General features: G+C 60.8%; 7 protein-coding genes and 1 pseudogene. 1 reads left to right on the plus strand and 7 read right to left on the minus strand.

Annotated elements, in window-relative coordinates:
• From C4334_RS13980 to C4334_RS14010, 7 genes and pseudogenes are all read right to left on the minus strand, one after another.
• Positions 1 to 354: HAD family hydrolase (locus C4334_RS13980; RefSeq protein WP_352432705.1), on the minus strand; the 354-nt coding region annotated here is incomplete at its 3' end.
• A 126-nt stretch (positions 355 to 480) separates the two neighbouring features.
• On the minus strand, positions 481 to 1545 hold the full coding sequence (locus C4334_RS13985; RefSeq protein WP_352432706.1) for an NADH:flavin oxidoreductase/NADH oxidase: 1065 nt from the start codon (positions 1543 to 1545) through the stop codon (positions 481 to 483).
• A gap of 229 nt (positions 1546 to 1774) precedes the next feature.
• Positions 1775 to 2704 (minus strand): NADP-dependent oxidoreductase, encoded by a 930-nt coding sequence (locus tag C4334_RS13990; protein WP_352432711.1) that lies wholly within the window; start codon positions 2702 to 2704, stop codon positions 1775 to 1777.
• A 205-nt stretch (positions 2705 to 2909) separates the two neighbouring features.
• A complete protein-coding gene (locus C4334_RS13995; RefSeq protein WP_352432707.1) occupies positions 2910 to 3896 on the minus strand; it encodes an aldo/keto reductase in 987 nt (328 codons plus the stop codon).
• Between the two features lie 88 nt (positions 3897 to 3984).
• Positions 3985 to 4182, minus strand: a pseudogene (locus C4334_RS14000) (RRXRR domain-containing protein); the annotation flags it as partial.
• A gap of 314 nt (positions 4183 to 4496) precedes the next feature.
• Positions 4497 to 5561 carry an NAD(P)-dependent alcohol dehydrogenase gene (locus tag C4334_RS14005; protein ID WP_352432708.1) on the minus strand — a complete coding sequence of 355 codons (1065 nt, stop codon included), beginning with the start codon at positions 5559 to 5561 and terminating at the stop codon, positions 4497 to 4499.
• A gap of 101 nt (positions 5562 to 5662) precedes the next feature.
• A complete protein-coding gene (locus C4334_RS14010) occupies positions 5663 to 6673 on the minus strand; it encodes a zinc-dependent alcohol dehydrogenase family protein (RefSeq protein WP_352432709.1) in 1011 nt (336 codons plus the stop codon).
• Between the two features lie 394 nt (positions 6674 to 7067).
• Here C4334_RS14010 and C4334_RS14015 point away from each other — a divergent pair, with 394 nt between their 5' ends.
• Positions 7068 to 7658: a hypothetical protein gene (locus C4334_RS14015; protein ID WP_352432710.1), complete on the plus strand. Its 591-nt coding sequence runs from the start codon at positions 7068 to 7070 to the stop codon at positions 7656 to 7658.
• The last annotated feature ends 166 nt before the right edge of the window (positions 7659 to 7824 follow it).

The raw sequence follows: 7824 nt of genomic DNA on the forward strand, positions 1-7824 counted from the left end.
CCACTGGTGGCCTGTGTTTAAGGAATCAGCATGAAAGGGTATTAGATGTTCGAGCAGCTCGCGCGCTCCAGGCAACGGACGCACTTGCGAGGCGTAGCGCGCAAAAGCCTCGGCATGAATGCGCTGCAATCGTTCGGCCTCTTCCGCCGAGACGCTATGCCCTGTCTCACGCGAAAGCGCGCTGATGAAAAGCCCCCCGCTCATCCCTATTTGGCGATGTATGCGCCAGACGGCGAGCCTGATGCCGCCCGCTTCCAGCGCCTCGCGCCACGCGAGCACGTGCTGATAGACGCTATCGACGAGCGTGCCGTCAAGATCGAAGAGGAAGGCCGGACGTTCCGTTTTCTGAGTCATCCTAATTTTCTTCCCCGCAAGCGAACTTCAAGACCGAGAGAGCCCCCTCAAGCAACCCAATTTTTCGACGCGCCACATTTGCGAGCGATGAACGACGCGCCTGAACTCTGCTTCCAGTTCGTCGGATCAATCCTTCGCCCGCGCGTACTGAACGGGCCATTCAACATCGACGCCGAGTTCGCGCGCGGCATGAAGCGCCCAGTACGGATCGCGCAGCATCGCGCGCGCGAGAAAGACCGCATCAGCTTCGCCGTTAGCGACGATCTGTTCAGCCTGCCAACTGTTGCGGATCATCCCGACGGCGCCGGTCGCGATGCTGACCTCGCGACGAATCGCCGCCGCAAATGGGACTTGATAACCTGGTCCAGCCGGAATCTGTGCGGTGGGGACGAGTCCGCCGCTCGAACAATCGATGAGATCGACCCCCGCTTCTTTCAACCGACGCGCAAGTTCGACCGATTGCGCCAGATCCCAGCCGCCTTCAACCCAATCCGTCGCCGAAATGCGCACGAAGACCGGAAGCGACGTGGGCACAGCGGCGCGCACAGCGCGAGCCACCTCCAAGGGAAGACGCATGCGCCCTTCAAGATCGCCGCCGTAAAGATCATCGCGCCGGTTGGAAAGGGGCGAAAGGAATTCGTGAAGCAAATAGCCGTGCGCCATGTGAATCTCGATCACATCGAAACCGGCTTCGACGCTGCGCCGCGCCGCTGCAGCGAACTGTTCGATAACCGATTCGATGTCGCGTTCGCTCATTTCGCGCGGCGGCGGGAAACCTTCAGCGAATGGGATTGGGCTTGGCCCTATGGTCTGCCATCCACCTTCTGAGTCGCGCAACGGCTGCCCGCCGCGCCATGGCAGATCGGTGGAAGCTTTGCGCCCGGCGTGGGCCAACTGGATTCCCGGCACGGCGCCATGCGCGCGTATGAACCTCGTGATCGGACGAAAAGCTTGCGCATGATCGTCCGTCCATATCCCCGTGTCGCCTGGCGAGATGCGGCCTTCGGGCGAAACGGCCGTCGCTTCGACCATCACCAATCCGGCGCCGCCGACGGCGCGACTTCCCAAATGGACTAGGTGCCAGTCGTTCGCCAACCCATCGCGGCTCGAATACTGACACATCGGCGAAACGAAGACGCGGTTGCGGAACTCTACGTTGCGCAACTTGAATTTGGAAAACAACTTGCTCATCTCATCCTCACCTTAAAATCTCAAAGGAGTCGGAGCGCGTCTCTTTCGCTTCGAGCGACCGGAAATTCGCATGGGATGCATCGCTGAGTTACGCAAAAAGGTCGAAGACGCGAGCGCTCGTCGTCATCCACCGCTCGCGCCTTGCGGATTCGGTACAAAATGCATCCGAACGACAACAGCGAAATCGCTCGTCGCTCCGCTTTCCGTTGCGAAGCTGGCGAAAACGCTTTCAGATGACGCGAAGGACGATCTTGCCCCGCGCGTGTCCGCTTTGGCTCAGCTCATGCGCTCGACGCGCTTCGCTGAGCGCGAAGACGTTTTCGACAACCGGTTTGACCACGCCGGCATCGATCAGCTCGGCGACTCGCCTTAAAACCTCCGCGTCCGGTTCGATGAAGATATAGGCGGCACGCACGCCGTGCTCTTTGGCTACCTCTTCCGACGGCCGCTCGACGATGGAAACGAGCATCCCGCCCTTTTTCAAGACCGACCACGAACGACGCTGCACGTCGCCGCCGACCGTATCGAAGACCACATCGACATCGCTTACCTTCTCTTCAAAACGTTCCGCGCGATAGTCGATCACCTCGTTTGCGCCGAGCGCGCGCACCAACTCGTGATTGGCCGATGACGCCGTGCCGATCACGTATGCCCCTTTCCAGCGCGCAAATTGCACGGCGAAGTGGCCCACGCCCCCGGCCGCCGCGTGAATCAACACGCGTTGGCCCGCTTCAATCCGCGCTGTCTTGATGAGCGCATCCCACGCCGTGATCGCGGCCAGCGGCACAGCGGCGGCGTGCAGGTGACCGAGCGTCTGCGGTTTACGCGCCACTTCGCGCGCGCGTACGGCGATGAACTCGGCGTACGCGCCATCGCGCCGGATATCGGGGCGCGCGTAAACCTCATCGCCGGGCTTGAAACCTTCGACGGCGCTGCCTACCTCCTCGACGACGCCCGAAAAATCCCACCCCAAAACCAACGGCAGCTTGTGCTGCAAGAACTGTTGTAGCCTCCCCTCGCGGATCTTCCAATCAACCGGATTGACTCCCGCCGCATGCACGCGCACGAGCAGATCATCCTCGGCAATGCGCGGGCGCGGCGCATCTTCGTAAGTCAAAACTTCTGGTCCACCGAAACGGTGGATGCGAACTGCTTTCATCGTCTCCATGATCGTCTCCACATGAAAAAGATAACTCGCCGACATCCTCCCACCTGTAACTCCGATCAGATGCGCGGCGGAAGAGGCTCTCTCTTTGCGGCCAACGCAAGCTTCATCGCGATGCACTCTTTTGCGGGGCGCTTACCGCCGCCCATCTCGACCCCAAATAGCGAACCGATCCGGTCGATCCCCATCAAACAAGGGATCACAGCCCGATGTAACGCATCGCCGATTCGGGATAACGCTGACCTGCCGTCGCACCGCGCGGAAAAGCCTCTTCGATGCGCTTCAGATCCTCTTCGGTCAATCGAACGTCGAGCGCCTTCACGTTCTCTTCAAGATATAGGCGCCGTTTCGTCCCCGGAATCGGCACGATATCTTCGCCTCGCGCCAAAACCCATGCGAGCGCAAGCTGCGCCGGCGTGCATCCTTTCTCCGCGGCGATCTCTTCCACGCGCTTTGCCAAATCGAGGTTCTTCTGAAAATTTTCGCCTTGAAAGCGCGGATGGTTGCGCCGGTAGTCGTCCTCAGGCAGATCTTCGAAGCGTTTGAAACGCCCCGTTAAAAAGCCGCGCCCCAAAGGGCTGTAGGCGACGAACCCGATCCCGAGTGCGCGACAGACGCCGAGCACGCCATCCTCTACATCGCGACTCCAAAGAGAATATTCCGATTGCAAAGCCGTGATCGGATGCACGCGATGCGCGCGACGGATCGTCTCCGGCCCAGCTTCCGATAGGCCCAGATAACGCACCTTGCCCTGTTCGACCAGTCGCGCCATCGCGCCCACAGTCTCCTCAATCGGCGTGTTCGGATCGACGCGATGCTGATAATAGAGGTCGATCACGTCGACGCCGAGCCGCTTCAATGAAGCTTCGCAAGCGGCGATGACATATTCGGGCCGCCCGTTGACGCCGAGAAATTGCCCATCCGCGCTGCGGACGTTGCCGAACTTGGTCGCGATGATGACTTGGTCGCGCCGCCCGCGAATGGCGCGTCCGACAAGCTCTTCGTTGGTGAAAGGCCCATACATGTCCGCCGTATCGAGAAAGTCGATTCCCAATTCCAAAGCGCGATGGATCGTCGCGATCGCCTCCTGCTCGTCGCGCCCGGAATAGAAGTCGGACATCCCCATGCAGCCTAAACCGATCGCCGAAACTTCCAGCCCTTGATCGCCCAATCGACGCTTTTGCATCTTTCACCTCGCCTTCGAATCCATCCAACCTCCTGCGCAAAAGCATGCGCGTCTCGCTTCAAACTTCTGACCCACGCTTACGCCAGCCCCCAGCGCCCTTGCTGCCTGGATCGAGCTTCAGCCCGACGGGCTGCAGCCCGCTTTCCTCAAGCAATCGGTCCTTGAGCCGGATCGTAAACGGATGGAGCCAGTGGACGACGGCGCGTCCGCGCCTGAGCAACAACCGGGCGCGCTTCTCCGTACAGGGCATCAGTGGCCTCTTTCTCTTGTCCAACACAAAGACCATGATCCTTTTCCTCCCTTTCGGGACCCCTTACGGGGCCGGTGACGGGTCCGGGCGGACTCTCCCGGACCGTCGCCATCGCCCATGTCGTCGGCCGGCCAACAGCTTCCGGCCCGTTTCGCTCACACCCCGAAGGTTGTCTGCAGCCGGAGCTTCTAGGGTCCGGAACTGGGGAAGCATCCCGGAGTAGGTCTTGGGCCTACCGACGACGTAGCGGCTTGCTCGCCTTGTCCTTCGCTCCGTCGCTTGGGCTGGTCATAGCTGGACTTGCAGGTAACCCACAAGCCCCCGCCTTTAGGCGTGGGGTCTATGACGCCCTACAGCGCGGTTTCTGCTTTCAAACTCGCCATGTCGATGACGAACCGATAGCGCACTTCTCCCCTGAGCGCACGTTCGTAGGCTTCGTTGATCTTCTGGATCGGAATCACTTCGACATCAGCTTCGATCCCCTTCGCGCCACAATAATCGAGCATCTCCTGCGTCTCGCGCAGGCTCCCGATGTTGGATCCGGCCAACTTCCTTCGCGCCGCAGGCAGGGAGAAAGGGTCAACTTCGAACGGCTTCTCCGGCAGTCCCACCTGCACCAGCACGCCATCGCGCCGCAGCAGGTTCAACAGCGCGTTGATGTCGTGCGGCGCCGAAACGGTGTCGAGGATGAGATCGAAGCTGTTGGCTAGCGGCGCGAGATTCTGCGCCTCGCGCGTGACGACGAAATGGTGCGCGCCCAACCGTCGCGCGTCCCGTTCTTTCGTCGGCGACGTGCTGAAGACCGTCACTTCGGCACCGAACGAGGCGGCGAACTTCACGCCCATGTGGCCCAGCCCGCCCAAGCCGACGACGCCGACGCGTTGTCCAGCCCCCGCGCCGAAGTACCTGAGCGGCGAATAGGTCGTGATCCCAGCGCACAGCAAAGGCGCCGCGCCCGGCAACGAAAGCCCTCCGGGTATGTTGTAAACGTAGGTCTCATCGACGACGATCTGGGTCGAATACCCGCCGTAGGTCGGCGTCAGCCCATCGCGCTCATACCCATTGTAGGTTGGCACGAACCCGCGCTCGCAATATTGCTCCAGCCCCTCTCGGCAGTTGCGACACTCGCGACAGGAATCGACGAAGACACCGACGCCCACGGTCTCCCCTTCCCGAAAGCGCGTTGCACTGGAGCCAACACGCACGACGCGCCCGATGATCTCATGACCGGGCACCATCGGGTAGATGGAGTTGCCCCACTCGTTGCGCGCCTGATGGATGTCCGAATGGCAAACGCCACAGTAAAGGATGTCGATCAAAACGTCTTGTGCGCCGAGGTCGCGCCGCGTGAAATCGAACGGTTCGAGCGGCGCTTGAGCCTCTTTGACCGCATAACCTCTCGTTGGTAACGGCACTCGCTTTCCCTCCCCTCAACAGTGAAATCCGACCGGACCAATAAGCGATGGACCGACTCCGGTCCGAAAAGACTTGACCGACCTCTGCGCCCATCGCGCCTTCAATCGAACTTGATGACGATCTTGCCGAAATGCGCGGCGCTCCCCATGTGCTCCAATGCCGCGCGCGCCTCATCGAAGGAGAAGACGCGGTCGATCACCGGGCGAAGCTTGTTCGCTTCAATGGCGCGGTTCATCTCCTCGAACATCTGGCGCGAGCCGACGAAGATGCCCTGCACGCGCACGTTCTTCATCAAAGCCCGCCGTAAATCCACCTCGCCCGCTGGAGCCAGCACGCCGATCAGCGCGATGTGCCCGCCGACGCGCACAGCGTTCAACGAGCGTGTGAGCGTGCCCGCGCCGCCGAGTTCGATGACGTGATCGACGCCGCGCCCGTCGGTCAAACGCAGGACCTCTTTGTCCCAATCGGGAACCTGCCGGTAATTGATCGTTGCATCCGCGCCCAAACTCTTCGCCCGTTCGAGCTTCTCATCGCTGCTCGATGTAATCAGAACGCGCGCGCCGTGCATTTTAGCGAACTGCAGAGCGAAGATGGACACGCCTCCTGTGCCGAGCGTCAAAACGGTCTCGCCAGCGCGTAAACGCCCTGAGACCACGAGCGCGTTCCAAGCCGTCAACGCCGCACACGGCAGCGTCGCCGCCTCTTCGTACGAAAGGTGCTCCGGAATCTTGACGAGCGCCTCTTCGCCAAACGCGCCGCGTTCGCGAAGCACTCCGGGCCGGTCGCCTGCGCCGAGCGCCGTCCGACTTTTCTCCGCCGACGGTTCGCCCTCGATCCAACCTTGCACGAAAATCGGGCAGACCCGATCGCCCACCTTCCAGCGCGTCACCTCGCCGCCGATGGCGACCACCTCGCCCGCGCCGTCCGACAGCGGCACAGCCGGCAACTTCGCTTTCGGATTGTACGCCCCCTTGATGAACATCAGATCGCGGTAGTTCAAAGAGGCCGCGTGGAAGCGGACGACCACTTCGCGCTCTTTCGGTTTCGGCTCTTCGACCTCGACTCGACTCAAATGCTCGAAACCGAACCCCTTCAGTTCGTAAGCTCTCATCTTCCGCCCTCCGTTCGGTGAGACGCGCGTTAATGTAACATAGCATGTTACATTTGTAAAGCGCGGGACCGAATCCCTAAGCGGCGCCGTTCTTCGCTGCCGCGGCCGATGTTTCTCCAAGGCGCACGGGCTTTTCACTGCCTTCTCGATAATGGAAGGGTGAAAGAGTCCCTTTCGCTGAAATGATCCGAGCTTTCGCTGCCTGCGGCACGTGCGCGCGCCGTAGTTAAACGCCCTTCTGAGACGGGCGGTTTTACAGGGCCGTCCGCGTAGAGAAAGATGTTCAACCTTCGAGTCCGCTCGCACGTCTAAATCTTCAGACCGTGGACGAACGGTCGAACCCCTTGCTCCCATCTTCGCGCGAAATCCATCCATTTCGAAAGGAGCAAGGCATATGCTTCTCAAGTTTCGGTCGAAGGCGATGCTGTTTGTCGCCTCGCTGGTCATCTCGCTAGGCGCGCTGCTCGTTGACGGGCAAGCGTATGGACAGCGCAATCCTGACATCACGCGGCGCGAACTACGCAATTTCGATCGTTTCCTCGACTCTCATCCCGACATCGAAGCCGATCTCAGGAAGAACCCGTCGCTCGTCGACAATCAACAGTATCTGAATGAACACCCGGCGCTACGCGATTTTCTCACAGAGCATCCGGGCGTGCGCGAAGAGCTGAAAGAGACGCCGCGCTATTTCATGCGCCGCGAGCGCCGCTTTGAACGCCGCGGCGGCGATATCACGCGAGGGGAGTTGCGCAATTTCGATCGCTTCCTCGACGCGCACCCTGAGATCGCCGAAGACCTCAAGAAAAATCCCAAGCTCATCGATGATTCGAGCTATCTGGCGAGCCACCCGGCGCTAAACGACTTCCTCGCTAAACACCCAGGCGTGCGCAAAGAGGTCTCCGAAAACCCTCGGCTGTTCATGCGCCGCGAACGACGATTCGAGCGACACGAAAGGCACGAAAGGAAAGCCAAGCGCCCCGCCTGAACCCACAAAGAGCAGCGGCGGATCGAAGATTCGGTCCGCCGCTTTGGAAATTGCCGCTCTCGCGCCAAATTGGTCCAGCGTGTCAACAGCCCCCGAATTTATTCGGGGGCTTGCACCTAACCGCCAGCGGCTGATGCTGCGGGGCTGGTTGACGGCAGCCCATCCG

This window comes from Pyrinomonas sp. (assembly GCF_040289685.1).
GTDB lineage: Bacteria > Acidobacteriota > Blastocatellia > Pyrinomonadales > Pyrinomonadaceae > Pyrinomonas.

Excerpts from the sequence above, each read along its gene's own strand:
- C4334_RS13990 (WP_352432711.1), bottom strand. The coding sequence starts at position 2,704 with ATGAAAGCAGTTCGCATCCACCGTTTCGGTGGACCAGAAGTTTTGACT.
- C4334_RS13985 (WP_352432706.1), bottom strand. The coding sequence starts at position 1,545 with ATGAGCAAGTTGTTTTCCAAATTCAAGTTGCGCAACGTAGAGTTCCGC.
- C4334_RS14015 (WP_352432710.1), top strand. The coding sequence starts at position 7,068 with ATGCTTCTCAAGTTTCGGTCGAAGGCGATGCTGTTTGTCGCCTCGCTG.
- C4334_RS14010 (WP_352432709.1), bottom strand. The coding sequence starts at position 6,673 with ATGAGAGCTTACGAACTGAAGGGGTTCGGTTTCGAGCATTTGAGTCGA.
- C4334_RS13995 (WP_352432707.1), bottom strand. The coding sequence starts at position 3,896 with ATGCAAAAGCGTCGATTGGGCGATCAAGGGCTGGAAGTTTCGGCGATC.